Genomic DNA, 24037 nt, shown 5'->3' on the forward strand with positions numbered 1-24037 from the left:
TCGAGTACCCGGTCATTGCCGAGCGGTGTCATATTAATCAGCGGCAATCGTTTCAAATGTGAGCAGCAGGGCAAAAAAACCAACCCTTTTCAACAAGATAACGTTTTCATAACGAAAGTTGGATCGGGCTCACAGACCCGGCCTCACTTTCGGCCCATACCAGCAGACAGATGAGTCCATACCGGAAAAATCAATTTCCGATCAAGTGGATAGAGAGGGAGTCACGGCATATGAAGCGAATTGAGGAACAGGCCAAACGGCTGGATCAGGAGTATCAGGCGATCGCGCAGTTGTTTGACCAATTTTGCCAGCAGGCGGGCGTGCTCGCCGAGCAGTACCACTTCTTCAACTGGCCCGACTATGAAGACACACCGCCCCTCTGCCGGGCCTTCACCCTGCTGGGGGAGCCGCGCGAGCTGCGCCTGCGCTGCCAGCCGGGGGAGCGTGGCACCTTGAGCGGTCTCATCCAGGTGGGCAGCGAAGATGGCACAGTCCACGCCAGCCTGGGCTTTCGGGCCGATGGCCACCTGCAGCTGGAGTCGGGATCCTTGCTGGACAACCCGCCCCAGTTGCTGCTCAAGCTGCTGCTGGGGGCCATCTGGCAGCACAAGCCGGACGATGATCACGGCCAGCACCACTGATTCAAACCACAAGAAGGGGCCTGGGCCCCTTCTTCATGTCTCGTGCGACCAGCCGGGCATGATCAGGGCTGGGCAATCTCTATGGTGACGTGCACCAGCTCCTCGTGGATGGCGAGTCGCTCGCGGATCTCCCGGGCAGGCATGGGGGCAGCCATCAGCAGGGAGAGCACGCAGGCATACTGCTCCTGCCCCACCCGCCAGACGTGCAGATCGCGGATCTCGGCCTCCGGCAACTCGGCTATCACCTCGCGGATCTCCGCCACCAGCGGGGTATCCATCTCGGCATCCAGCAGCACCCGGCCCGAGTCGCGCAGCAGACCCCAGGCCCACACGGCCACCAGCACGGCGCCCGCTATGCCCATCAGGGGATCCAGCCAGTCGGCCCCCCACCACATGCCACCCACCAGCGCCAGTATGGCCAGCACCGAGGTGGCCGCATCCGCCAGCACATGGATGTAGGCGGCACGCAGGTTCAGATCCTGATGACCCTGGTGGTCGGCATGGTCATGATGATCGTGGCCGTGATGATCATGATGGTGGCCATGGTCATGACCGTGGTGATGACCATGATCGTCCTTCAGCAGCCAGGCACAGGCCAGATTCACCAGCAGGCCGACGATGGCGATGACGATGGCCTGCTGATAGTGGATCGGGCTGGGATCCAGCAGCCGGAACACCGACTCGAACAGCATAAGAGCTGCCACTCCCACCAGCAGCAGGGCACTGGTGAAGCCGCCAAGCACCTCTATCTTCCAGGTGCCGAAGCTGAATCTGTGGTCACGGGCGAAGTGGCGGGCTGCGCGGTAGGCCAGCACCGAGAGGCCGAGCGCCAGCGCGTGGGAGCTCATGTGCCAGCCGTCGGCCAGCAGCGCCATTGAGTTGTAGAACCAGCCGCCGCTGATCTCCGCCACCATCATGATGACGGTGAGCAGCACGGCCCAGCGGGTCTTCTGTTCGGCCAGCGGATTGCCCTGGTGTACGACGGGTTGATGGCAATGGGATGAGACGAGGGATGACATGAATTTCTCCTGAGGGCGACAATGCAATATACTATACCCCAGTATAGTTTTATTGATCGAGAGGATCCTGCATGTCACACACCATTCACGGCAAAAAGAAGCTGCTGGCGCGGGTGCGCCGCATCAAGGGCCAGACAGGCGCACTGGAAAGCGCGCTGGAGCAGGAGGGTGACTGCGCAGCCATTTTGCAGCAGATAGCCGCCATCCGCGGCGCCGTCAACGGCCTGATGCTGGAGGTGCTTGAGGGGCATATGCGCGAACATCTGGGCGCTGAGGAGGCCACCCCGGCCGAGCGGCTGGAGGATCTGGATCAGGTGGTGCGGGTGCTGAGATCCTATCTGAAGTAAGGGAGCCCCCGCCTGCGCGCTGGCGGCCAGCCTGCATGCCTGCGGTGAAACGCGTCGGCAGTGCGGGCCGCTTGACAGCCGGGCTGGGCCGGCCGGGCATCCCAGGTCCGTTTCAGACTTGAGCCCTCGCCCGCTTTACGCCATCATGACCGCCGATCGTTGATCGCCTTACCCTGGATTCCACTTCGCAAGGACCCCCCATGTTTGAACACGTCGATGCCTACGCTGGCGACCCCATACTGACCCTGGTCGAGACCTTCCACAAAGACACCCGCGAGCAGAAGGTGAACCTGGGGATCGGCCTCTATTACGACGAGCAGGGCCGCATTCCGCTGCTGGCCTCGGTGCAGCAGGCAGAAGCCCGCCGCGCCGCCGCGCCGGCACCGCGCCCCTATCAGCCGATGGAAGGCGCCGCCAACTACCGCACCGCGGTGCAGCACCTGCTGTTTGGCGCCGACCACGAGGCGGTCAAGGCCGGCCGCATCGCCACCATCCAGACCATAGGCGGCTCGGGCGCGCTCAAGATCGGCGCCGACCTGCTCAAGCGCTACTTCCCGACCTCGGAGGTGTGGGTCAGCAATCCGACCTGGGACAACCACAAGGCCATGTTCGAGGGGGCCGGCATCAAGGTGCACGACTACCCCTACTACGATGAAGCCACCGGCGGCGTCCAGTTCGATGCCATGCTCGACTGCCTGAGCAGCCTGCCGGCGAAAAGCATAGTGCTGCTGCACCCCTGCTGTCACAACCCGACCGGCGTGGATCTCTCCTCTGCCCAGTGGGACAGGGTCATTGCGCTGGTGGTCGAGAAAAATCTCATTCCTTTCATGGACATCGCCTATCAGGGCTTCGGTGACGGGCTGGAAGAGGATGCCTACGCCATCCGTGCCATGGTGGCCGCCGGTGTCAGCTTCTTCGTCAGCAACTCCTTCTCCAAGAACCTCTCCTTCTACGGCGAACGTTGCGGCGGCCTGTCTGTCATCTGCAAGGATGCCGAAGAGGCGAGCCGGGTGCTGGGCCAGATGAAGGCGACCGTGCGTCGCAACTACTCAAGCCCCCCCACCCACGGCGGCCAAATCACCGCGGCCGTGATGAACGATGCCAGTCTGCACGCCCTCTGGGTCGACGAGGTGGGCGAGATGCGCACCCGCATCAAGGCCATGCGCCAGAAGCTGTTCGAGGTGCTGAGCGCCAAGGTGCCTGGCCGCGATTTTGGCTACTTCATCAGCCAGCGCGGCATGTTCAGCTACACCGGCTTCACACCGGCGCAGGTTGACCGCCTACGCGAAGAGTTCGCCGTCTACCTGGTGCGCTCAGGTCGCATGTGCGTGGCGGGCCTCAACAGCCGCAACGTCGACTATGTGGCCGATGCCATGGCGGCCGTGCTCAAGGGCTAATCCGCTCAAGCCCCGCCTCGGCGGGGCTTTTTGTTTGTCCCGATTTTATGGAGCCGCTATGGACCTGATTGCACTGTCATGTGTAACTGTGAGGGGTCGCCATCGGGTCAATCGACCGCCCCTGCCCGCACTTGTCTCGCTTGTGGAGTCTCTATGGATCTGATTGCCCTGTCCCGGCTGGGAGGTCGCCATCTGGTCACCCTGCACCTGCTGCTCGACAGCCAGAGCGTCACCCGCACAGCCGAGCGGCTCTGCACCACCCCCTCCACCGTCAGCAAGACCCTCAACCAGTTGCGGGATCTGCTCGGCGATCAGCTGCTCTACCGCCAGGGCAACCAGCTGTTGCTGACCCCGTTTGCCGAGCGACTCGGCCCCACCCTGCACCGGCTGCTGAGCGAGCTCAACAGCCTCACCAGCCAGGGCGGTTTCGACCCCGCCACCTGGCAGGGACAACTGAAATTCGCCCTGCGGGAAAGCGGCATGGTCTGGCCCATGGGCCCCATTCTCGGCCAGCTGATGCGGGAGGTGCCCGGTCTGGTGCCCGACATCTGGAACAAGGATGAACAGGGGCTGGCGGCATTGGCGGCGGGCAAGCTCGACTTCGTGATCCTGCCCCACGACCAGAGCCAGCCCCTGCCCCGCCAACCGGGTCTGGTATGGGAGACGCTGCGGGAAGACAAGCTGGTCTGCCTGTTGCGGGCAGGCCACCCGGCGCTGGACAAGCCCTGGGATCTGGATGCCTACCTGAGCTGGCGCCATATCGCCATTCGCGATCAGGAGCTTGCCAACCCCTTCTTCGAGCAGAGCCTGGCCCAGTTGCAGGTGCGCCGCCAGATCAGCGCCACCCTGCCGGATTTTGGCAGCGCGGCGGCCCTGCTGCGCCAGAGCGATCTGATCCTCACCGCCGTCGAAGGCTGGGCCGAGCAGGCCATGAGCCGGGATCTGGTGATCCGCCCGGTCCCGTTCGACTATGGCGCCGTCACCCACAGCCTGGTGTGGTACGGCCCGGCCGGTGAAGAGCCCGCGCGGCGCTGGTTCCGCCAGCGGATCCTGCAACTGGCCCGGGAACTGGGTTAGCGCACCCAGGCGGCACCCATTGCAGATCCTGCGGGCGCCAATACAGATCCGAAGAGAAGAGAGCCTCGCCAGCGGGATCCCCATGGCAAGGCTCGCAGAGAGGAGGAAGCCTCAGGGCTTCTTGGTATAGATGGGGCTGGGAAAGGAAGCGACGTTGTTGCCCAGCTCTGTGATGCGGGCAGCCCCCTGCTTGCGTACCTGATCGACCCGCAGCACGTGGTGCATGGGGATCATGGTGCGATTGACGTCGGCAAATTCACTCTTCAATTTCTCGTGGCTGGGATCGACGATCAGCGCCGTGTGGGTGTCCCACACGAAGTTCGCGATCTCGATGAAGCCAAATAGCTGACCCTGGCTCACTTCCCTGACATAGACTTCGTAACGCTCGTTGTGACAAATGAACTGCACTCGGTATAAGGCGTTGGATTCACTCATGTTCGTCTGTTGATGGTGGGCGAATGCCCCATTCTAGCCGCCCCTTCCCAGAGCTCAAATAGACAGCAATCACAGTTACGTCATCTTGAGACTCACAGAGTCCAAAACCCGGAGCCAGGCCACAAACTTGCCGCCTGCTCGCCGGACATCGACCAGGAAACCACACAAAATACCTTTGCGATCAATTGATTAGCATCGATTAGCCATTCAGCAGATCGCAGGCAGGGACACAGGCCCCAGCCCCCTTTCCCTCAGCTCGACGGCAAGCCGGGTCAAGGCCTCCCTGTCCGCCTCCTGCCAGCTCGTCGCCACCCCGCGCACCCCGTGATGGCGAAAACCGTTGAGGCGAATGGGGACTGGCCCCAGGCTCTGCAGAAAGCTGGCCAGGCCCGCCTCCAGCTTGCCATCGGCATCCAGAAAATCGCTGCGCCCCGGCACATGGAGCAGCCGCAGCTCGGCCAGCTTGCCGTGGCTGGCCAGCAGTTGCAGCGAGGCCAGCACCCGCTCGCGGCCATGGCCGGTCAGCTTATGATGCACAGAGTCGCGCCACCCCTTGAGATCGAGCATGGCGCCGTCGAGCACCGGCAGCAGTCGCTGCCAGCCGGTCGCGGCGAGGGAGCCGTTGCTGTCGAGCAGGCAGCTGAGATGAGCCAGATCCGGCGCTGCCTTGATGGCCGTGAACAGGGCGATCACGAACGGCAGCTGGGTGGTGGCCTCGCCGCCGGAGACGGTAATGCCGGTCAGCAGCGGGCCGTAGCGGCGCAGCAGGGCCAGCACCTCGGCCACCGACATCTGGCTGGTCTTGGGGCTGGCATGGCGCGGACAGTCGTCGATGCAGCGATCGCAATCTGTGCAGAGCGCCGCCTGCCAACGTACCCGGCCCTCGACGAGCGTCAGGGCCCCGCTCGGGCAGCCGGGCACGCAGTCACCGCAGTGATCGCACATGCCGATAGTGTGCGGGTTATGGCAGCCGGGGCAGCGAAAGTTGCACCCCTGCAGGAAGAGCACCAGCCGGTTGCCGGGGCCGTCCACGCAGGAGAAGGGCAGCCAGCGGCTGACCGTCGCGGTGCGCGCCGCTCCTGCCCGGCTGCCGCACTCAGTAGTCACACAGGGTCGCCTCGCGCCCTACTACCCGCGGCGCCCGCTGGCGGATCCCGGTCAGCTCGCTCGCCTCGGCGCCGAGGCAGGTGGTCTGCAGCCGCGAGCCCTCGGTCGCGAAACGGGCCACGTCGCTCTTGCGGATCATGTAGCCGGTCACCCGCACCAGATCGCTGTCCGCCACGTTGGCGGTGAACTCGCGCATGCCGATGGCGAGCGCCCCCTTGCAGAGCTGCAACAACGCCTGAGGATTCTGACGTATGGTGGGATCCAGGGTCAGGATCTCGCTGATCCCGGAGTGATAAAAACCGTGGTGCGGCGCCAGCGCCAGCACATGGCTGGCCGGATCCGGCTCCTGGCCGTAAGGGATGCGTACCCCGGGCGTCACACCGCGATCCACGCTGAGCCCGCCCTGCGAGTGGAGCAGGGCGCGACCGCCCCAGGCGTGTACCTGTGGCGTCTCGGTCACATGGCGGGAGAGCTGGGCCGAGATGCGATAGCCAAGCTGGTTGGCCTCCTCGTCACGGCCGTAGCGCTCGGGCAGATTCTCCTTGTCCATCAGCAAATTGACCGCCTCCGCCATGCCATAGATGCCGAACATGGGGACGAAGCGATCCTCATCGAGCAAGCCCTCCTTGACCAGGAAGCTGTCGAAGAAGCCGGACTCCTGATGGAGGAAGGCGGCGCGCGCCTCGATCAGTTGGGAGGCAAGGCGGCAGTAGTGGGGCAGCAGACAGCCCATGAAGTCATCTATGCCGTGGGCCTGCTCGGCCACCCGCTTGAGGGAGAGCCGCACCAGGGTATTGGCGCCGCCCGCCTGGGGCAGGGCGTTGTAGCAGCTGACGATGCCGAAGCCGCGCTGATCGAAGGTGTTGCTATGGAGCGGGTAGTTGGCGATGTGCGGCTTGCTGCAGCTGGCTATGTTCTGCACCGCCAGCATCAGCAGGCTGTCCGGGGTCTGCGCCGGATCGTGGAACAGGGTCAGGTTCGGCGCCACCTGCTTGAGCTCGCCGTCGATGCGCAGGAGCAGGCGGCAGAGACGGTTGTCATCGGGGCCTATGTTGACGTGCATGAAGGCATCCGGCAGCACCCGATCCAGGTAGATCCAGAACCCCTTCAGCTTGCGATGGAGGGTCTCGTCATCCAGATCCCTGACAAAGGGCAGCAGCAGATGATCGAGCCGCCCCAGCCAGACCGGCATGCCGGTGACGGAGGGCACATGGTGATAGAGGATGCGCAGGGCATCGAGCGCTTCGTCGAAATCCTTGGGCGGCGCCAGCTCCAGCCAGGCGGATCCCTGACTCAGGAACTTTTCATAGTCCGGCAACACGTAACGCGGCTTGTAGGGGGCATGCCCCTCGAACATGTCACAGAGAAAACCCTGCACCCTAGCCTCGGCGACCGCCGGGGGCAGCTCGGGGTAAGGCAGCGCGTTTTCGGCGGCCAGCGCCAGGGCATGGCTCTTCTGGGCGGCAGAGAGGTGGTGATCACGCACTATGCGCTGACAGGTTTCGGTGAAAGACATGGGGGAGCTCCTCGGCGGATGGTCCCTAAATCCTCACATTTTGGAGGTGTTTTTTGAAGTGACATTCACAACATGGCGGATATCCATAAAAGATATCCACCATGCGGGATCACGGCTCAGCCGAACCAGGGCAGCAGCGCCGCCAGTCCCCCCTGCCAGCGCAGCAGGAAGAAGCCCCCCATGCCCACCACAACCACCAGCAGAGTCGGCAGCCGCAACAGGGTCAGCGCCGTCACCAGCAGGGTGGCGGCCAGGTAGTCCGGATCCCACGTCAGCCCCTTGCCCGGCTCATAGCTGAAGACGATGGGCAGCCAGATGGCGGTCAACACCGACTGGGCCGAGAAGCTGAGGAAGGCCCCCATCTCGGCGCCCGGCTGATAGCGGGTCAGCCGCGAGAAGAAGGCAAAGCGGTTGAAGAAGGTAATCAGGGCCAGCAGGCCTATCATCAGCCAGCTCATGGTCATCTCCTCATCCGGTGCAGCACGTAGCCCACCAGCATGCCAGCCAGCGCCGATATGATGATATGGATCTCCGCCAGCAGCGGCTTGGTGAGCAGCGCAGTGCCGCCGCTCACCAGGGTCGCCGCCACCATGGGCAGGTTCTTCATGGCGGGTATGGTCATGGCGATGAAGGTGGCGGCGATGGCAAAGTCCAGCCCCATCTTGTCCAGCCCGTCTATGTACTGACCGGCGGCGATGCCGAGCAGGGTCGCCAGATTCCAGAACAGATAGAAAACGAAGCCCGCAATCAGGGCGTAGGTGGGATTGAAGGCACCGCTGCGCTCCCTGTCTTTCAGCGCCACCGCGAACATCTCGTCGGTCAGGAAGAACGCCAGGCTGGCACGCCAGCGCAGGGCGAGCGGCAGCACATCGCGGCGGAAGGTGAAGCCATAGAGCAGATGCTGGGAGGTGATGACGAAGGTGGAGCCCATGATGGGCAGCAGGGGCGTACCGGCCCCGAACAGGGTGGTGGCCGAGAGCTGGGCGGCGCCGGCATAGACCAGCAGCGACATCAGCTGGGCCTGCAGCGGGCTCAAGCCCACCTGCAGCGCCAGGGCGCCGCACAGGATCCCCCAGGGAATGACTGAGATGGAGAGCGGCAGAATGTCGATGGAAGCGCGCCACCAGAGCGCGCGACTACTCTCGGCCCCGACGGGCTGGGAGCTTGTTGCTGACGGCATGGGATCATCCTTGTTGCATCCACGGCGAGCCGGAAAAACTAGCACAGCAGGGGGACAGATACCAAGGGGCAACGGGCAAAGAGAGGATGGAGACAGAACAGGGGGAGCCGAAAAACAGGGCGCCACCCGGAGGTGGCGCGCTGCAGAGGGTCAGGGCTGAATGACGATGGGGGTACCGGGTTCGATGGCGTTCCACACTTCGTCCAGATCCTTGTTGAGCATGGCGATGCAGCCATTGGTCCAGTTGGACGGCTGCAAACGGGTGTTGCCTATGCTGTTGCGCTGACCATGGATCATGATCATGCCACCCGGTCGCACACCCAGCTCGTTGGCCGTCTTGATGTCGTCCAGGTTCGGGTAGTTGATGTGGATGGCCTTGTAATAGTTGGAGTTGGTCTTCTTGTAGTCGAGGATGTAGCGCCCTTCCGGCGTACGCTGATCCCCTTCCCGCTGCTTGTGACCCTTGGGGGCCGGCCCCAGGGCGATCCAGTAGCGTTTGACCTCCTTGCCATCCTTCATCAGGGTCAGGCTATAGGAAGACTTCTTCACCACTATCATGTCGGCCGACAAGGTGGCAAAACTCAGTGCGGGCCACAGCCCCAGCAAACACAGTAATACGGCTCTCATTCCATCCCTCGACAAGCCTCTGGTAAGGGCTTTTCTTGTTACCAAATCATCTGAACTGCACCGCCCCGAGTGGCGGGCGAGCGCCATCATATTGGATCGCCATCAATACTCAATATATCCAGAGAAACATATCCCGCGCCATCTTTTATAGATTGTTACAATTAACTGCCAAAACAACGGGATACCCCCCCTATCTCGGGATAGTCCCCCGCGGGGGATTGGGGGAAGATAAGGCGCTTTTCACCCCTCAGGAACCTCCACGATGCGATACCGACTCTCCTTGCTGATCCTGCTGATCTGCGCCCCCCTGCAGGCCGCCGAGCCGCGCTGGTTGCGCGAGCCTGCGCTCTCCCCCGACGGCAAGCAGCTTGCGTTCACCTGGCAGGGTCGCATCTACCTGAGTGCGGGGGACGGCGGCCTCGCCACGCCGCTCACCGGCAGCGACTACCTGAGCCAGCGCCCGCTCTGGTCACCGGACGGCAAGCAGATTGCTTTCGCCGCCAACCTCTATGGCAATGAAGACGTGTTCGTGGTGCCGAGCGAGGGGGGCGAGATGGTGCGGCTGACCCGGGATTCGCGCCCCGACCTGCCCCAGGCATTCAGCGCCGATGGCAAACAGCTGCTGCTGAGCAGCCAGCGCCTGACCAGTCCGGAGGCGGATCACTTCGTGGCAGAGGGGCTGCAGGCCAGCGCCCTCTACTGGACCCCCATAGATGGCGGCGCCCTGACTCCGGCCCAGCCCCTGCCCGCGACCCTGGCCCGCCCCCACGGCAACCAGCTGGCTTATCAGATGCCGGGCATGGATCAGCCGTTTCGCAAGCACCAGCGCTCCTTTGCCGTCTCCCGCCTCTGGCTGTTCGATGGCAAACAGCATCGCCAGCTGACCGAAGACAGGATCGCCGCCAGCGATCCCGTCTGGGATGACAAGGGCGAAGCGCTCTATTACCTGAGCGAGCGCAGCGGCGATTTCAACGTCTGGCAACGGGATCTGGCCAGCGGTCAGGATCGCCAGCTCACCCACTATCAGGGCCATCCGGTGCGCGGTCTCAGCGCCTCCCGCCACGGCGATCTGGTCTGGTCCTGGCAGGGTGAGCTCTACCGGCTCGATGCCGGCAGCGAGGCGCCGCGCAAGCTGACGATCCGGCCGCTCTCGGCCCAGGCTCCCGACGAGCAGAGCGACACTCCGGTCGTCATCGACGAGGCCCTCGCCCGCCAGGATGGGGAGGAGGTGATACTGGTGAGCCAGGGGGATCTGTTTGCGGTCGACACCCGCCGCGAGCGGGTACGCCAGCTCACCCGCCACCCCAGCGAGCAGTCATCGCCGCGCTACGTGGACAAGGAACAGGGGCTCATTTATCTCTCCGAGCAGCATGGGCCGGCCGCCCTCTATCGCCTGAAGAAGGCGCAGCCGGACCGGCTGTTCAGCGAGCCCGGCCCCCTCATCGAGGAGAAGCTGCTGGCCATGCCGGGTGTCGCCATCAGCAAGCCGACCCTCTCCCCCGACGGCAAGCAGCTCGCCTTCGTGGTGGACGGTCAGGCCGTGCACCTGCTGGATCTGGCCAGCGGCAAGCAGCGACCGCTGGTCGCCGCCGAGTTCAACCCCTCCCGCCATGCGGTGGAGCTGGCCTTCGCCCCCGACTCCCGCCATCTGGCGCTGACCCTACAGCCCGACTCGGCCCAGCAGGAGATCGCCGTCATCGACACCCGGGACGCCAAGGCCAAACCGGTCAACGTCAGTCTCAACGGTTATCAGGATGGCAGCCCGGCCTGGAGTCAGGATGGCGGCATCCTTTACTGGCAATCCGCCAAGTACGGCAAGCTCGGCGCCGACGGCGAGCCGCTGGATGGCAGCCTGCTCGGCCTCTACAGCAGCCGCGCCGCCAAGAGCGACTTCCTCGCCGAACAGGCGCCCCCCAAGGGGGGTTACGGCTTCGAGAGCGACAAGCTGGCACACAGGGAAGCGCTGCAGCTGCAACCACGCGGCCCCGTCCTCGCCAGCCGCATCGTCGATGATCACCTGATCTATCTGGTGGAGGAGACGGATGCCAATGGCGAGAGCGAGATCAAGGGCTACGCCCAGGAGCTGCGCAAGGGGGAGACCAAGCTGCTGTTCGCCGAACAGCCTGGCCCGGCGCTGGCCAGCCTCAATGACGACGCCAGCCTCGCCACCCTGGTGCGGGAGGGGGAAGTGACCCTGATAGACATGGCCTCCGGCGAGGCGACCCCTCACCCCTTCGCCCTGTTGCAGAGCGGGCGCTGGCAAGCTCGGATGACGGCCGCCTTTGACCAGATCACCCGGCTCACCCGGGACGAATTCTATCGGGCCGACATGAACGGAGTGGACTGGGATGGCTATGTGGCCGCCTATCGCCGCCAGCTGCCCGGCATCGGCAATGGTCGGGACTTCGGCAACCTGCTGGCGGAGCTGGCCGGCGAGCTGAACGTCTCCCACACCTGGGGCTATGGCCCGGCGCCCTTCCCGCGGCTGCCCGATGACACCGCCAGCCTCGGCGGCTACTGGCGCGAAGACAAACACGGGGTCGAACTGACGGCCCTGCTGGCCGGCGGCCCGCTGGATCAGGAGACGGATCTGGTGCCGGGCGCCCGCCTGCTGGCCATCAACGGCGCAGAGCTGCGCAGCCTGAACGAGCTGGATGCCCTGCTCAATCACCAGGCCGGCCAGCGACTGGCCCTCACCCTGCTGCCCAAGGGGAGCAAGGATCCGGTGCAGCTCGATGTCACCGCCATGGACTTGCCGCAGGAGTACCGCCTGCAACTGGATGGCTGGGTCGCCAAGCGCCGCGCCCAGGTGGCGCAACTGAGTCAGGGTCGGGTCGGCTACGTCTATCTGCCGGAGATGAGCAGCGCCGTGTATGAGGAGATGGTTGCCGATGCCCTCGGCCGTCAGCGCAATCGCGAGGCACTGATAGTGGACGTGCGCTTCAACAAGGGCGGCTACCTGGCCAATACCCTGGTGGAGTTTCTGACCGGCAACGGCAGCGCCAAGGGGATGGCCCGCAGCTGGCCACGGCTCGGCAAGGGGGAGACGGACGCCGCCACACGCCAGTGGACCAAGCCCTCGGTGGTGCTGGTCAACGCGGGCAGCTACTCGGAAGGCTCGGCCTTCCCCCAGTACTACCGCACCCTCAAGGTGGGCCCCATAATCGGCGAGCCTGTGCCGGGCACGGGCACCATGGTCTATGGCCACGAATCCAGACTGATCCCGGGGCTTGCCTACGGCATCCCGACCCTGGGACTGCGCAATCCGGACGGCACGCTTTACGAAAATCAGGAGCTGATCCCGGACGTGCAGGTGGCGCTGACCCCGGCCGACATAGTTGGCGGCCGAGACCCCCAGCTGGAAGCCGCGGTGCAGGCCGCCCTCGCCCAGTTGTCAGCGAAAGCGAAATAGCTCGCGGTGCAGGCGCCCACCCGGCAACAGCCGGGCCAGGGCGTCTGCCATCCTTTCCGGCCCGCAGAACCAGACGTCTGCGGGCTTGTTCTGCGCAAGGCTGGCCAAGTCCAGCCGCCCCGCCTCCTTGTCCAGATGCAGCTGATAGCGAACCCCGGTACGCTGACACAACTCGGCCAATCGCTGGTGATAGACGGCGCCGGCCAGATCCGGTGCACACTGGATCAAGGTGATCCCCTCCCCTCGTTCACTACGGGCTACCAACCCCTCCAGCCAGGCGACGAAGGGCGTAATGCCGATCCCGGCGCCAAGCCAGAGCGACTGCCCATGTCGAGCGGGACAGACAAAGGCGCCATAAGGCCCTGTCACGGTCACAGCATCCTCGATCCGGGCCGCCTCGACCAGCTGACGGGTATGGTCTCCCAGCGCCCGCACCGCGATCACCAGCTGACGCTTGTCGGGCGACACCCGCACCAGCGTGAAGGGATGAGGGCCCTCACTCGCATCAAACTCGAAGAAGGCAAACTGGCCTGGCCTGTAGTGCGACAACGGCGTCTCCAGCTGCAAGGTGAATTCACGGGTACTGTCCGCCAGGGTGCGCAGCGCCACTATGCGGCCCTGATGACGATCCCGCTGACCGGTCAAGCCCAGCAGGGAGTAGATGGCAGCCACAGCCCCTGCGCCACCCAGCAGAGTTATTCCGAGCCCCACGGGTGTCAGCAGGCCAACCTGGGGCAACAGGCAGAGACCGTGTATCCACCCCGCCAGATAGATGAGCGGTGCCAGACGGTGGATCAGCCGAAAACGGCCATAACTCACCAGTGACAACAGACTCACCACCACCAGGGCGATCAGCAGATAGAAGCTCCACTCCCCCAGCGTATTGCCAAGGGCATGCAGGGAGAGGCCATTATCGGCACCCGCTCCGGCCCCCCGACGGGCCGGCCGGGTCAACCAGCCGGCCGTCACAGCCCACTTGGGCGCTTCCACCAGCAACCAGTGACTGGTCAGGGCCAGGGTCGCGGCCATGGCGCTGTGACGATGGAATCGCAACATGCGATCCAGCCCGCCACACCAGACTTCCAGTCTCGGCAGGCGCAGTGCCAGCAACAGGGTCAGCGCCATGTAACCCAGCCCCAGCAGGCCGGTCAGCAGCAACATCTCATGGCGCCAGGGCCAGACGCCGTTGGCATCTCCTGCATATCCCGCCCACCAGATCACTGTCGCCAGCACCGGCAGCCCCCACAACACTCGCTTGTCCGTCATCACACTCCCCCAGTTCCATCACTGCAGGGCGTCATCTCCCTGCTCATGGCGCCATTACACCTTCGCCCGGTCACAAGACTTTGCCTGGAGAGCGGAAATTTGTGGCAGTGTGTGACCGCCCACAAGGACCCGTTGTGCAGCGACCCCCTCTCGAACCGTCAGGAGGCAAGCTGAAAGACAGATGCAGCGCCACATCACGGATACATTCGGCAAACAACCAACGCAGATAGATCAGCAATCTGGTTCACCGGACTCAGCCAAATTCGGCTGTACCGGGGGGCGGACGACGGCGTACCCTGATGGCATCAATCAGGTCAAGGATGTTGAATGAAGGCTTCACCGACAAAGGCGCCAGCACTGGGCTGGCTGCTGATTTCACTGCTGGCGGCGCCGCTGGCCGCCGCCCCCCTGACGCTGCAGGGTGAGACGCAAAGTTACCGCATAGATCCCGACACCCTGGCCATTTCGGTCAACAAGATCCCGGTCAGCGCCGGCCAGCCCGCCCGCCAGGTCGATCAGTTGCAGCAGGGCGAGCAGCAGGCCAGCTGGCGCTGGCCCGCCCAGGACGCCAGGGTGGAGGTCAAGCTGGACGGCAATGACTTGCTGCTGACACTGGTCAGCGACAGTCCCCGTCAGCTGGCCTGGTACAGCCTGCCGAAAAACCAGACCCACCTGTCGCTGGCCTTCGGCGAGGGCAGCCGCTTCTCGGTACGCGACAGCGACTGGCTCGGCTATGTCGGCGACGAGCTGGCCGAACTCAACACCCACTACGACCTCAAGCTGCCGCTCTGGAGCCAGGATGCCGGCAAGCAGACCTACAGCTGGATCCTGCAGACCCCCTACGACAACCGGCTTCGCTTCAGCCGCCAGGGAGGCCGGCTGCAACTGAGCGCCAGCCATGAATTCAGCAGCTTCAACCAGCAGGCACCCATGGTGGTGCGGCTGAGCGCGGGGGATGACTGGCTGGCCGGCGCCCGCCGCTACCGGGCGTGGCTGCAGAGCGAGGGGGCCTGGCAGTCTCTGGCCGACAAGGTCGCCAGCATTCCCGCCGGGCGGCGGCTGATCGGCGCCAGCCATGTCTATCTGTGGGGCGATGCCCTGCTCGATCGGCAGGATGTGACGGATTGGCCCGGCCTGCAGGCCAAACTCCGGCAAAAGCCTGAGTGGCTGCAAGACTTTCACGCCGAGGAGCGGGAGGCGCTGGCCGCCAAGGCGCCCGAGCCCTGGCAGCAGGCCCTGATCATGGCCGGCCTAAACCGGCTGATTGCCAGCCAGCTGCCGCTGCCCGCCCAGCAGGGCCCCCTGGCCCAGAGCAAGGTGCTGGCCCTGCGCCAGCAGTGGGTCAAGGGCCGATTCGGCGAGCAGCTGGTGGCGCAGGAGCGCTGGGGCCAGGGGCTGTCGCTGCCTGTGGTCGAGGCGTTGCAACAGGCGGGGCTGCGCAAGCTCTGGCTCGGCACACCGCAATGGACGGCAGCCCTGCAGCAGGGTTATGCCCTCACCGACGCCCAGCGCCAGGGCTATCTGGTGGGCAGCTATGACTCCTACGATACCGCCATCCCCCCCGGCAGCAACGACAGCTGGCTCACCGCCCAGCTGCCGATCGAGATCGGCAAGCGCTGCGCCATCGTCGAGGCCAATGGCAAGCCCAAGCCGGGCTTCGGCGGCGAGGGGGTCTACCTCAACCCGGGCTGCACCCTGCCGTTTGCCAAGAGCCGCATGAGCGAGCTGGCCAAGGCCAGCGGCATCAACAGCCTGTTCCTCGACGTGGACGGCACCGCCATGGCCTCCAACGATTACAACCCGGCCCACCAGCAGGGCAGTCAGGCCATGATCGCCGACCGCAACGCCCGCATGAGCTGGGTGGGGGAGCGGCTCGGGCTGGTGCTGGGTTCGGAGGATGGCAACGCCCTCACCAGCAAGCCGCTGATGTTTGCCCACGGCATCCAGAGCTGGGGCTTCGGCTGGGAGGATGCCGCCATGCGCAAGCAGGCCAAGTCTCCCTACTACCTCGGCAAGTGGTGGCCGGACGAGGCGCCGCAGGTCTTCTTCCAGCCAGCCCGGCTCAAGCCGCGCTACCTGAAGACGGTGTTCAACCCGGCGGATCGGCTGCCTCTCTACCAGGCGGTGTTCCACGACTCTGTGCTCAACAGCCACCACTGGCTGCTGGACAACCTCAAGTTCCCGGGCATCAAGGAGGATCGCGCCCTGCTCGGCCTGCTCTACAACACGCCGCCCCTGGTCAACCTGAGCCGCAGCACCCTGGACAGTCGCCTGCCGGAGCTGGTGAGGCTCAACAGCCAGTTTGCCCCGCTGCACGAGGCGCTGTGGGACAAGGCGCTGGTGGGGTTTCGCTGGCGGGACGGGGTGGGCCGGGTGCAGGAGACCCGCTTCTCGGACGGCAGCCGGCTGGTGGCCAACTTCAGCCACAGCAGCATGATGATCGATGGCCACAAGCTGCCGGGCAGGCAGCTGCTGGTCGCCCTCAAGGGCAAGCCGGTGACCCTGCTGAAGATGTAACGAACCCGCTCGTCATATAAAGAGAGAGCCCTGCCAATTGGCAGGGCTCTCTTGCAGCCGGGGTTTCCTAACCCAGGGTGGCGGGCTCGGCCTCGCCATGGCGCCGGATCCAGGCCTCGAAATCGGCCAGCATGGCCGCCTCCGACTGGCTGTTGTCGGCAACCAGCAGATCCCCGTGCACCACCCGGATGCGGGCATTGAGCGGCGTGCCCTCGCCTGCCGGCGGCCGCTGCTGCGCCGCCGTCATGCAGGCTTCGGCTTGCGCCCAGGCGTCAGCCACGCTCAGGTTGCATGCCCGTGCCAGCGGCGCGGCACTGAAGCCCTCGCCGGTGAGGCTCTGCAGCGTCTGGTCGTGGGTCATGCCGTTGCCCGGACCCCAGTAGTGGGCGGCCAGATCCGGCCCGATGCGCGGGTTGTCGGTGAGATAGCCATCACGTCTGAGGAAGTAGGCGCGGGTCTGCTCCACCGCCATCAGCGCCAGCAGATAGCCGTGGTAGGCACAGGCCGACTCCTGATTGAGGAGGTGCGGGATGGCCAGCAGCGGACGCGGGCTCTCTGTCCCCAGGATCTTGCGCTCCCACTGGCGGGCCAGCGCCAGCACGGCGGCCGGGGTGCGATCGCCATCGGCCATGGCGTAGAGATCCCGCTCGAAGTAGGAGACCAGGGCAATTTGGCGCTCGTTGAAGGCACGAAACGGCTGGCGCGCCTCTATCATGGCCTTGATGAGCGAATCGGGGATCGCCTCCCCCGCGGCGTTTCTGGCATAGCGCTTGAGCCAGTCGGCATCGTCCAGCAGGCTGTCGCAGAACATGGACTGGGTTTCGGCATAGGCCATGGAGGTAGGCGGAAACTCCTGGGAGAAGCAGGGGGCGTTGCCGGTCACGTTGGCAAAGTGGGCGGCGTGGCCCCCCTCGTGGAACAGGGTGTTGAGGCCGCTCCAGCCGCTGCCGACCTGAGCCGGATCCGCCAGGCTGGTGAAGTTGACCACGGCGGGCACCCACTGGCCCTCCTGCCAGAAGCTCGGCACCGGACCGTGGCAGAAGCCGTTCTCGTATTTCCCCTCCCGGGTCAGCAGATCCAGGGTGAGGGTCGCGTCCCGGTACTGGATGCCGAGCCGGCGGAAGCTCTCGACCCAGTCCTTCAGCGCCCGTGAAAACGGCACATAAGGGTCGAGCTGGCGGGTCACGTCGCCGCTCACGCTGTAGCGCAGGTTGTGGGGCAGCAGGGCCGTCTCCCCCTTGGCCGCCTTGAGTTCCGCCAGGCTCTGGTGCACCCGCTGTTCGGTACGGGCGATGAAGTCATCGAGCACGGCGAACAGCTGCGCCGGGCTCATCTGCTCGTTCTTGCGCACCTTGTAATCGAAGTAGTCCCGATAGCCTATGGCGCGGGCGAAGCGGTTGCGAAGCCGAACTATCTCCAGATAGCCGTTGTCGACCACCCACTGCTCCAGGGTATGGAACATGGCGAGCGCGCTCTGGCGCACCGCTTCATCGGCGCTGGCGGCCAGTGCCGTGCTGGCGGCGGGCAGGCTGCCAGCCACCTGGCGGCCCTGCTCGTCCAGTAACGTCAGCTTCAGCTCCCGGCGACGGGCGAACAGCGCCGCCTCGGCGGCCACCAGCTCGTCCATCAAGGCCGCGGCCTGAGGATCCTCGATGACATTGCATTCGAAGAAGGCGATCCAGCCCCCCAGACCCCGCTTGAGTTCCGTCTCCTCGGCCAAGGCCTGCATCTCCCGCAGTACCGGCAGGCGCGCAGGATCGGCACAGAAGGCCTTGTAGGCCTGCTCGGCGGCGGTGAAGCCGGCCTGATCGTCGCTGGTGCCCATGTAGGTGGACCAGAACAGGTCCTCCTTGCGCCTGTGTACCTGCAGGTAGTCGGCGTTGAGCTGGTTCAAGTAATTCCTGGCAATGGAACTCATAAATTCCCTCTTGTTATGGGGCTGCCCCTGGGGCGCCCACTCCTTTTTTGGTGAAATGCCAACTCATTCACATTTTCTGCAAATTGTACGGCAAATGGTGCGCCGGGATGCGCACGACCACGCTACCAAAAGCGAGGGTTTCTGTCTGCTGGCTATACTGGTTGTCAAAATACTCAATTAGCGTTTAGTGACCACAAGTTATTGAAAGTTAATTAAATGTTAATAATGAAATAATCAGGGCCATCATCATGACTGGCCACCACCAGACCCGCACGGGAAAGAAGGAAGAGATTATGTTCAAGCTCGGTGATATCGCCGTGAGCCGCAAATTGATGCTGCTGCTCTCACTGGCACTGGTCGGCTTCATCGCACTGCTGCTCATCTCGGCCAGTGCCTTGAATCGCAATCTGATGAGTGAGCGGGAGGCACGGCTGCAGGCCGTGCTGGATCTCGCCATGAGCCGGATCCAGGCCCTCGCTACCACACTGCCCGCCCCCCAGGCCCAGGCCGAAGCCAAGGCCATGCTCAACAGCATGCGCTTTGATGGCGACAACTATCTGTTCGTGATCGATGAGACCCGCCACGTGGTGGTGCACCCCACCAAGCCTGAGCTGGTCGGCCAACAGATGGGGGAAAGCGGCGCAACCGCCGGGGCTCACTGGCAACGCATGGTGGATCTTGGCAAGGGAGGCCAGCATGGCCGGCTGGAATATCAATGGATTACCCCCACGGGTGAGGCGGCCCAGAAGATGTCGCTGGTGGCGGGCTACCAGCCCTGGGGCTGGATCCTGGGCTCCGGCGTGCTGCTGCAGGACATAGAGGCCACCATCTGGTCCCAGTACCAGCTGATGGGGGGCGCCACCCTGCTGGTGATCCTGCTGATGGGGCTGCTGGGGTTTGCCATCAGCCGCTCCATCGTCAATCCGCTGGCCGAGATCAAGCGCGCCATGCAGCAGGTGGCGGCCGGGGATCTGGTGGTCAGCATACCGATACACGGCAAGGATGAGCTGGGGGTCGTCGCCACCTGCACCAACCAGGGGCTAGATGCCATTCGCCACGCCCTGCTGGAGGCCAGCCAGGGTGCCCGCAACGTGGCGGATGCAGCCCTGCGCATCGCCGCCTCCGCCGAGCAGACCAATCAGGCGGTCAACAGCCAGCGGGATCAGCTGGCTCAGCTCGCCACCGCCATGAACGAGATGAGCGCGACCATCTCGGATGTGGCGGGCCACGCGGAAAATACCGCCCGCGATACCCAGGATGCCACCAGCGAGGCCGGGCTCGGCAACCGGGACGTGCATGCCAGCGTGCACGGCATACAGGCGCTGGCCACCGAGGTGGAGCAGGCCACGCTGCAGGTCAATCAGCTCAAGGAGGGGGTGATGCAGATAAGCGAGGTGACCGCCGTCATCAGCGCCATCTCGGAGCAGACCAACCTGCTGGCCCTCAACGCCGCCATAGAGGCGGCCCGCGCCGGGGAGCAGGGACGCGGGTTTGCGGTAGTGGCCGACGAGGTACGCCAGCTGGCGAGCCGTACCCGCCAGTCCACCGAGGAGATCCAGAGCACCATAGCCCAGCTGCAACAGCGGGCCGTCACCGCCGCCAGCGCCATGGATGCCAGCCGCAAGCTGGCGGAGAGCAGCGTCAGCCAGTCGGAGAAGGCGGGGCAGGATCTCTCCCTCATCGTCAACCACATCCAGCACGTGAGCGACATGGCGACCCAGATAGCCACAGCCGCCGAACAGCAGAGCATGGTGGCCGAGGACATGAACCGCAACGTCAGCGGCATCAACGACTCGGCGCTGGAGATGTCCCAGTCCGCCTCGCAACTGGCCCGGGAGAGCGAGCTGCTGGCCAGCCTATCCCGCAGCCTGGACGAGCGGCTGGCGGTGTTCAAGCTCGGCAGCGCCATCGACCAGCAGCTGGAACAGCGGCTGGCACCGCTGCATCGGCAGAGCCATCAGGCCGAACGCCCCCGCGCTCGCCACTGATCCGTCCCGCCCTGTCGCAACGACCATCCCTGCCAGCCTGGCTGGCAGGGATTTTTTTATTGATAAAAAATGTCGTATTTTTGCATTTTATCGACGTAATCAAGGATGTTCAGAAAGGTGAGTAGATTAAATATACATTCAAAAACATAAAGTTAAGTGTTTGCACTACTCCGATGAGGTCAAGCTGTAAACATTTACACTTAATTATTTAATCAAAACTAGTCATGATGGGATTGTCGTCAAACGCGACACCATGACCCTTTATGTAGTCATTTGGCAAACTGGTTGAAAGGCCAGGACGCAAAGCCTCCGGTCTAAAGACACGTCGTCCAGGATAGCGGGGTTGCCACACGCAAGTGTGTATCGGGGAACTCCCCTGCCAACTTGACTGCCCACATCTATCGAACAGAGGAATGTATGGCAGCAAAAATCCAACTCAATTACGTCGCGGCGGCGCTCGCGCTGCTGGCCAGCGGCGGCGTGCTCGCCCATGGCTATATCAACCAGCCAGAGGCGCGCAACTACCTGTGCAAGACTGGCGGCAACAGCCAGTGTGGTGCTGTGCAGTATGAGCCCCAGAGCCTGGAGGCGCCGTCCGGCTTCCCCAAAGACGGCCCCGCCGACGGTCAGATAGCCTCGGCCGGTCACCCGCAGTTCGGTGAGCTCGACGTTCAGACCAGCGATCGCTGGACCAAGCGCCAGGTGCAGGCCGGGCCCTTTGCCATCAGCTGGAACTTCACCGCCAACCACGTGACCCGCAACTGGCGTTACTACCTCACCAAGCAGGATTGGAACCCGAACCAGCCGCTGACCCGCGCCGCCTTCGATCTGAACCCCTTCTGCGTCATCGACGGGGGCATGGTACAACCGCCCAAACAGGTCACCCATAACTGCACCCTGCCGGCACGCACCGGTTATCAGCTGATCCTCGGCGTGTGGGAAGTGGGCGATACCAGCAACAGCTTCTACAACCTGATCGATGCCAAGTTCGATGGTGGCACCCAGCCACCGCTGAACTGGAGCCAGGGCGGGACCATCTACCCCTCCACCGATCTGGTGGCCGGCGACAAGGCCAAGACCCGGGTGTTCGACGCCAACGGCGAGCGCACCGATCTGCAGACCGAGCTGACCATCACCACCACGGAGCAGGGCCAGAAGAATAACTGGGCCCACGATCTGGCGGCCAAGATCAACGCCGAGCAGAGCCAGATCCGCGCCGGCCAGCAGGGCACCGACGGCCAGTTCAACCCCGTCTACGGCCAGAACCCCGTTTACCTGAAGGCAGGCAGCAACCTGCAACGGGTCGAGGTCCAGCTCGAGCAGCAGCAACCTCCGGTGAGCGACAGCATCAGCGTGAGCGGCCTGGAGAGTGAATACCTGCTCGACAACGGCAAGGTCACCCTGAACTTCAGCGTCACCGCCCAGGGGGATCTCGCCGTCACCAACACCCTGTATGACCATGGCGGCGCCGCCAAGGGCCAGACCAGTGCCGACATCAAAGACAGCAGCCAGAGCTTCACCATGCCGCTGACCGGGCTCAGCGCCGGTCATCATCAGCTGGTGATCGAAGGCAAGCCGAAGGCGGGTGGTGCCTCCCTGCAGCAAACGCTGGATCTGATGCTCAAGGATCCGTCCGGTGGCGACTACCAGTTCAGCTTCCCGGAGGGACTCAAGTCCTACACCAACGGCACCAAGGTGCTGCAGCCCAAGAATGGCAAGATCTACCAGTGCAAGCCCTTCCCCTACAGTGGCTGGTGCACCATCTGGTCGAGCACAGCGACCCAGTATGAGCCCGGCGTGGGTTCCAACTGGCAGGATGCCTGGACCCAAGTGAACTGAACCCGCAACACCTGAGCAGAAGAGGCCCGAGCGGCCTCTTTTTTGCGCCTGTTATCCGGGATCCCGCTGCCCTGGGCACCGCGAGATCCCCCATCGGACCAACACTATGACGAAAAACTACTATGACCCTCTGAGTCGCCTGCTGCACTGGCTGATGGCTGTCGTCATTCTCTACGCCACCCTGGCCGGTTACCTGATGCACCTGGTGATCGACAGCCACCCTCGGCTGTTTCAGTTTCTGTCGGTGCTGAACATGTCGATGGCCACCCTGATCACCCCGCTCTTCCTGCTGCGCTGGGGCTGGCAACATCTGAGGCATCCGCTGCCCGAGAACGGCGCCGACCATCATAATGGGTGGGTCAAGCTGGCCCATGCCCTGCTCTACGGGCTGATGTTCGCCGTGCTGCTGAGCGGTTTCCTGATGCTGGAGCGGGGTTATCCCCTGTTCTGGCTCTACCCGATAACCAACCCCATCAACACTCCCGAGATCAACCGCTTCTTCTTCGACGTTCATCGCCTCGCTTGCCTGTCGCTGGCCACCCTGGTCATGCTGCACGTAGTCGCGGCCCTGTATCACCACAGGATCAAGGGCGATCGCACCCTCTACCGCATGCTGGGGCCCCACACCGGCAAATAGGCAGAGGCGGCTTTCCATCGATAGGCAGATAAAAAACAGGGAGCCCATGGCTCCCTGTTCTCTCATCTCGCAGCAGGACTCAGATCTGGAAGTCGAGGGCGGGCTCGCCGCCCATGGCACGAGCCTGGATGTCTGCCAGCGCCAGTTCGGGGTTGCAGAGCTGGATGAACTGCCAGGCGAAGTTGTGCTGGAACTGCCCCTGCTTGAGGCCGATCCAGGCGGTGTGCGGCGCAAACAGCCGGCTGCCGTCGAGCTGCACCAGCCCCTTGTCGCGCTGGGTGTCGAACGCCATGTCCGCCAGTATGCCGACCCCCATCTCCAGCTCGACATAGGTCTTGATGACGTCTGAATCCTGGGCGGTCAGCAGGATCTGCGGCGCTATTCCCGCCTCGGCAAACGCCTCGTCCACCCGTGCCCGTCCGGTCAGTCCGGCCTGATAGGTGATGATGGGCCAGTTCGCCAGCGCAGCCAGGGTCAGCTCCCGCTCGGCGGTGAGGGGATGCTGCTCGGGCACCACTATGTTGTGGTGCCAGCGATAGTAGGGAAACGCCACCACGCCTTCGCTCTTGTCGAGCTGCTCGCTGCTGATGCCTATGTCCACCTCGCCGGTCTGCACCAGCCGCACTATCTCCTCCGGGCTGCCCTGGCGCAGCTCCAGCTGCACCTGCGGGAACTGATCGCGAAACGCCTTCACCACCCTCGGCAGGGCGTAACGGGCCTGGGTGTGAGTGGTCGCCACCAGCAGCCGGCCCGACTCGCGGTTGGCAAAGGTGCTGGCCAGCTTGCGGATGTTGTTGGCGTCGTTGAGGATGCGCTCGGCGATCACCAGCAACTCCTTGCCCGGCTCCGTCATGCCGAGCAGCCGTTTGCCGTAGCGGATGAACAACTCTATCCCCAGCTCCTCTTCCAGCTCGCGGATATGGCGGCTGACCCCGGACTGGGAGGTAAACAGGGCATTGGCGACCTCGGTCAGGTTGTAATCCCGCCGCGCCGCCTCCCGGATAATACGTAACTGCTGAAAATTCACGTCATCGCCTCCTGCGCTGACTGGCCGGTCGGGGGTTACCCGCCGCCGTTTTCTTGTTATCTGCCTGGCCGGACTCCTCATCGAGTC

General features: G+C 64.1%; 19 protein-coding genes and 1 riboswitch. Of the genes, 9 read left to right on the plus strand and 10 right to left on the minus strand.

The window, feature by feature from the left end:
- Positions 1-230 precede the first annotated feature (230 nt).
- Positions 231-641, plus strand: a complete 411-nt coding sequence (locus IU367_RS18715; protein ID WP_043140700.1) for a hypothetical protein — start codon at positions 231-233, stop codon at positions 639-641.
- A 62-nt stretch (positions 642-703) separates the two neighbouring features.
- On the opposite strand, the gene dmeF is transcribed toward IU367_RS18715, so the two are convergent.
- Positions 704-1660 (minus strand): CDF family Co(II)/Ni(II) efflux transporter DmeF, encoded by a 957-nt coding sequence (gene dmeF / locus IU367_RS18720; RefSeq protein ID WP_043140698.1) that lies wholly within the window; start codon positions 1658-1660, stop codon positions 704-706.
- 71 nt (positions 1661-1731) lie between these two features.
- Between dmeF and IU367_RS18725 the strand changes: the two genes are divergently transcribed.
- The 3 genes from IU367_RS18725 (at position 1732) to IU367_RS18735 (ending at position 4481) form a co-directional block, all read left to right on the plus strand.
- Positions 1732-2007: a metal/formaldehyde-sensitive transcriptional repressor gene (locus IU367_RS18725; RefSeq protein WP_005313657.1), complete on the plus strand. Its 276-nt coding sequence runs from the start codon at positions 1732-1734 to the stop codon at positions 2005-2007.
- Positions 2008-2207: 200 nt separating this feature from the next.
- Entirely contained in the window at positions 2208-3404 is a 1197-nt protein-coding gene (locus tag IU367_RS18730; RefSeq protein ID WP_274452731.1) for an amino acid aminotransferase, read from the plus strand.
- A 153-nt stretch (positions 3405-3557) separates the two neighbouring features.
- The gene (locus IU367_RS18735) at positions 3558-4481 is read left to right on the plus strand and encodes a LysR family transcriptional regulator (protein ID WP_241278923.1); all 924 of its coding nucleotides are present in this window, start codon (positions 3558-3560) and stop codon (positions 4479-4481) included.
- Between the two features lie 111 nt (positions 4482-4592).
- On the opposite strand, the gene IU367_RS18740 is transcribed toward IU367_RS18735, so the two are convergent.
- From IU367_RS18740 to IU367_RS18765, 6 genes are all read right to left on the minus strand, one after another.
- Complete coding sequence (locus IU367_RS18740; RefSeq protein WP_043140690.1) at positions 4593-4916, minus strand: DUF1820 family protein; 324 nt, start codon at positions 4914-4916, stop codon at positions 4593-4595.
- A gap of 207 nt (positions 4917-5123) precedes the next feature.
- Positions 5124-6023 (minus strand): YjjW family glycine radical enzyme activase, encoded by a 900-nt coding sequence (locus IU367_RS18745; protein ID WP_274452733.1) that lies wholly within the window; start codon positions 6021-6023, stop codon positions 5124-5126.
- Positions 6013-7539, minus strand: coding sequence for a YjjI family glycine radical enzyme (locus tag IU367_RS18750; RefSeq protein WP_274452735.1), 1527 nt, complete (start codon positions 7537-7539; stop codon positions 6013-6015). The genes IU367_RS18745 and IU367_RS18750 overlap by 11 nt, the downstream gene beginning before the upstream one ends.
- Positions 7540-7655: 116 nt before the next feature.
- Entirely contained in the window at positions 7656-7997 is a 342-nt protein-coding gene (locus IU367_RS18755) for an AzlD domain-containing protein (RefSeq protein WP_043140686.1), read from the minus strand.
- Between the two features lie 2 nt (positions 7998-7999).
- Positions 8000-8719 carry an AzlC family ABC transporter permease gene (locus tag IU367_RS18760; RefSeq protein ID WP_274452736.1) on the minus strand — a complete coding sequence of 240 codons (720 nt, stop codon included), beginning with the start codon at positions 8717-8719 and terminating at the stop codon, positions 8000-8002.
- A gap of 150 nt (positions 8720-8869) precedes the next feature.
- Entirely contained in the window at positions 8870-9346 is a 477-nt protein-coding gene (locus IU367_RS18765) for a L,D-transpeptidase family protein (RefSeq protein ID WP_042869032.1), read from the minus strand.
- Positions 9347-9608: 262 nt separating this feature from the next.
- Between IU367_RS18765 and IU367_RS18770 the strand changes: the two genes are divergently transcribed.
- Positions 9609-12758: a S41 family peptidase gene (locus tag IU367_RS18770; RefSeq protein WP_274452739.1), complete on the plus strand. Its 3150-nt coding sequence runs from the start codon at positions 9609-9611 to the stop codon at positions 12756-12758.
- On the opposite strand, the gene IU367_RS18775 is transcribed toward IU367_RS18770, so the two are convergent.
- Positions 12741-14024 carry a ferredoxin reductase family protein gene (locus IU367_RS18775; protein WP_274452740.1) on the minus strand — a complete coding sequence of 428 codons (1284 nt, stop codon included), beginning with the start codon at positions 14022-14024 and terminating at the stop codon, positions 12741-12743. The two genes, IU367_RS18770 and IU367_RS18775, sit on opposite strands and share 18 nt — an antisense overlap.
- A 327-nt stretch (positions 14025-14351) precedes the next feature.
- On the opposite strand from IU367_RS18775, the gene IU367_RS18780 reads away from it, so the two are divergent.
- Positions 14352-16541: a glycoside hydrolase gene (locus tag IU367_RS18780; protein ID WP_274452741.1), complete on the plus strand. Its 2190-nt coding sequence runs from the start codon at positions 14352-14354 to the stop codon at positions 16539-16541.
- A gap of 67 nt (positions 16542-16608) precedes the next feature.
- Here the strand turns inward: IU367_RS18780 and IU367_RS18785 are convergent, their stop codons facing one another.
- On the minus strand, positions 16609-18459 hold the full coding sequence (locus IU367_RS18785; protein WP_274452742.1) for a M3 family metallopeptidase: 1851 nt from the start codon (positions 18457-18459) through the stop codon (positions 16609-16611).
- A 293-nt stretch (positions 18460-18752) separates the two neighbouring features.
- Here IU367_RS18785 and IU367_RS18790 point away from each other — a divergent pair, with 293 nt between their 5' ends.
- The 3 genes from IU367_RS18790 (at position 18753) to IU367_RS18800 (ending at position 22923) form a co-directional block, all read left to right on the plus strand.
- On the plus strand, positions 18753-20447 hold the full coding sequence (locus IU367_RS18790) for a methyl-accepting chemotaxis protein (RefSeq protein WP_274452743.1): 1695 nt from the start codon (positions 18753-18755) through the stop codon (positions 20445-20447).
- A gap of 265 nt (positions 20448-20712) precedes the next feature.
- Positions 20713-20798: riboswitch (cyclic di-GMP riboswitch) on the plus strand.
- A 66-nt stretch (positions 20799-20864) separates the two neighbouring features.
- Positions 20865-22286, plus strand: coding sequence for an N-acetylglucosamine-binding protein GbpA (gene gbpA / locus IU367_RS18795; protein ID WP_274452744.1), 1422 nt, complete (start codon positions 20865-20867; stop codon positions 22284-22286).
- A 106-nt stretch (positions 22287-22392) separates the two neighbouring features.
- Complete coding sequence (locus IU367_RS18800) at positions 22393-22923, plus strand: cytochrome b (protein ID WP_241278913.1); 531 nt, start codon at positions 22393-22395, stop codon at positions 22921-22923.
- 79 nt (positions 22924-23002) lie between these two features.
- Here the strand turns inward: IU367_RS18800 and cbl are convergent, their stop codons facing one another.
- Positions 23003-23950, minus strand: a complete 948-nt coding sequence (gene cbl / locus IU367_RS18805; RefSeq protein WP_043141046.1) for an HTH-type transcriptional regulator Cbl — start codon at positions 23948-23950, stop codon at positions 23003-23005.
- Positions 23951-24037: the final 87 nt, after the last annotated feature.

Source organism: Aeromonas bestiarum, assembly GCF_028751155.1.
Lineage (GTDB): Bacteria > Pseudomonadota > Gammaproteobacteria > Enterobacterales > Aeromonadaceae > Aeromonas > Aeromonas bestiarum.

What these genes read in the sequence shown, in the direction of transcription:
- IU367_RS18715 (WP_043140700.1), top strand. Translation starts at nt 231, where the DNA reads ATGAAGCGAATTGAGGAACAGGCCAAACGGCTGGATCAGGAGTATCAG.
- dmeF (WP_043140698.1), bottom strand. Translation starts at nt 1,660, where the DNA reads ATGTCATCCCTCGTCTCATCCCATTGCCATCAACCCGTCGTACACCAG.
- IU367_RS18725 (WP_005313657.1), top strand. Translation starts at nt 1,732, where the DNA reads ATGTCACACACCATTCACGGCAAAAAGAAGCTGCTGGCGCGGGTGCGC.
- IU367_RS18730 (WP_274452731.1), top strand. Translation starts at nt 2,208, where the DNA reads ATGTTTGAACACGTCGATGCCTACGCTGGCGACCCCATACTGACCCTG.
- IU367_RS18735 (WP_241278923.1), top strand. Translation starts at nt 3,558, where the DNA reads ATGGATCTGATTGCCCTGTCCCGGCTGGGAGGTCGCCATCTGGTCACC.
- IU367_RS18740 (WP_043140690.1), bottom strand. Translation starts at nt 4,916, where the DNA reads ATGAGTGAATCCAACGCCTTATACCGAGTGCAGTTCATTTGTCACAAC.
- IU367_RS18750 (WP_274452735.1), bottom strand. Translation starts at nt 7,539, where the DNA reads ATGTCTTTCACCGAAACCTGTCAGCGCATAGTGCGTGATCACCACCTC.
- IU367_RS18755 (WP_043140686.1), bottom strand. Translation starts at nt 7,997, where the DNA reads ATGAGCTGGCTGATGATAGGCCTGCTGGCCCTGATTACCTTCTTCAAC.
- IU367_RS18760 (WP_274452736.1), bottom strand. Translation starts at nt 8,719, where the DNA reads ATGCCGTCAGCAACAAGCTCCCAGCCCGTCGGGGCCGAGAGTAGTCGC.
- IU367_RS18765 (WP_042869032.1), bottom strand. Translation starts at nt 9,346, where the DNA reads ATGAGAGCCGTATTACTGTGTTTGCTGGGGCTGTGGCCCGCACTGAGT.
- IU367_RS18770 (WP_274452739.1), top strand. Translation starts at nt 9,609, where the DNA reads ATGCGATACCGACTCTCCTTGCTGATCCTGCTGATCTGCGCCCCCCTG.
- IU367_RS18775 (WP_274452740.1), bottom strand. Translation starts at nt 14,024, where the DNA reads ATGACGGACAAGCGAGTGTTGTGGGGGCTGCCGGTGCTGGCGACAGTG.
- IU367_RS18780 (WP_274452741.1), top strand. Translation starts at nt 14,352, where the DNA reads ATGAAGGCTTCACCGACAAAGGCGCCAGCACTGGGCTGGCTGCTGATT.
- IU367_RS18785 (WP_274452742.1), bottom strand. Translation starts at nt 18,459, where the DNA reads ATGAGTTCCATTGCCAGGAATTACTTGAACCAGCTCAACGCCGACTAC.
- IU367_RS18790 (WP_274452743.1), top strand. Translation starts at nt 18,753, where the DNA reads ATGTTCAAGCTCGGTGATATCGCCGTGAGCCGCAAATTGATGCTGCTG.
- gbpA (WP_274452744.1), top strand. Translation starts at nt 20,865, where the DNA reads ATGGCAGCAAAAATCCAACTCAATTACGTCGCGGCGGCGCTCGCGCTG.
- IU367_RS18800 (WP_241278913.1), top strand. Translation starts at nt 22,393, where the DNA reads ATGACGAAAAACTACTATGACCCTCTGAGTCGCCTGCTGCACTGGCTG.